This is a genomic window from Streptomyces sp. SID12501 (assembly GCF_010550245.1).
Taxonomy (GTDB): Bacteria; Actinomycetota; Actinomycetes; order Streptomycetales; family Streptomycetaceae; genus Streptomyces.
The window spans coordinates 1-380 of record NZ_JAAGLU010001114.1; the positions used below are offsets into that span (position 1 = coordinate 1).

1 pseudogene is annotated in these 380 nt (G+C 71.6%); it reads left to right on the plus strand.

Going from position 1 to position 380, the window contains the following annotated elements:
- A pseudogene (locus G3I71_RS50080) lies at positions 1-380 on the plus strand (cation acetate symporter); the annotation flags it as partial.

A 380-nucleotide genomic window follows, 5' to 3' on the forward strand; every position in this document is an offset into this window, starting at 1 on the left:
ATCGAGCCCGGCCGCCAGTACGGCGCGTCGGCGCTCACACAGCTGAACTTCCTGTCGCTCGCCCTCGCGCTCGTGCTCGGGACCGCCGGCCTGCCGCACGTGCTCATGCGGTTCTACACCGTGCCGTCGGCCAAGGAGGCGCGCCGGTCCGTCGTGTGGGCGATCTGGCTGATCGGCATCTTCTACCTGTTCACGCTCGTGCTCGGCTATGGCGCCGGGGCGATCGTCGGGCCCGAGCGGATCCTCGGCGCACCCGGCAAGGCCAACTCGGCCGCGCCGCTGCTCGCCTACGAGCTCGGCGGGGTGTTCCTGCTCGGGATCATCTCGGCGGTCGCGTTCGCGACGCTCCTCGCGGTCGTCGCGGGGCTCACGATCACGGC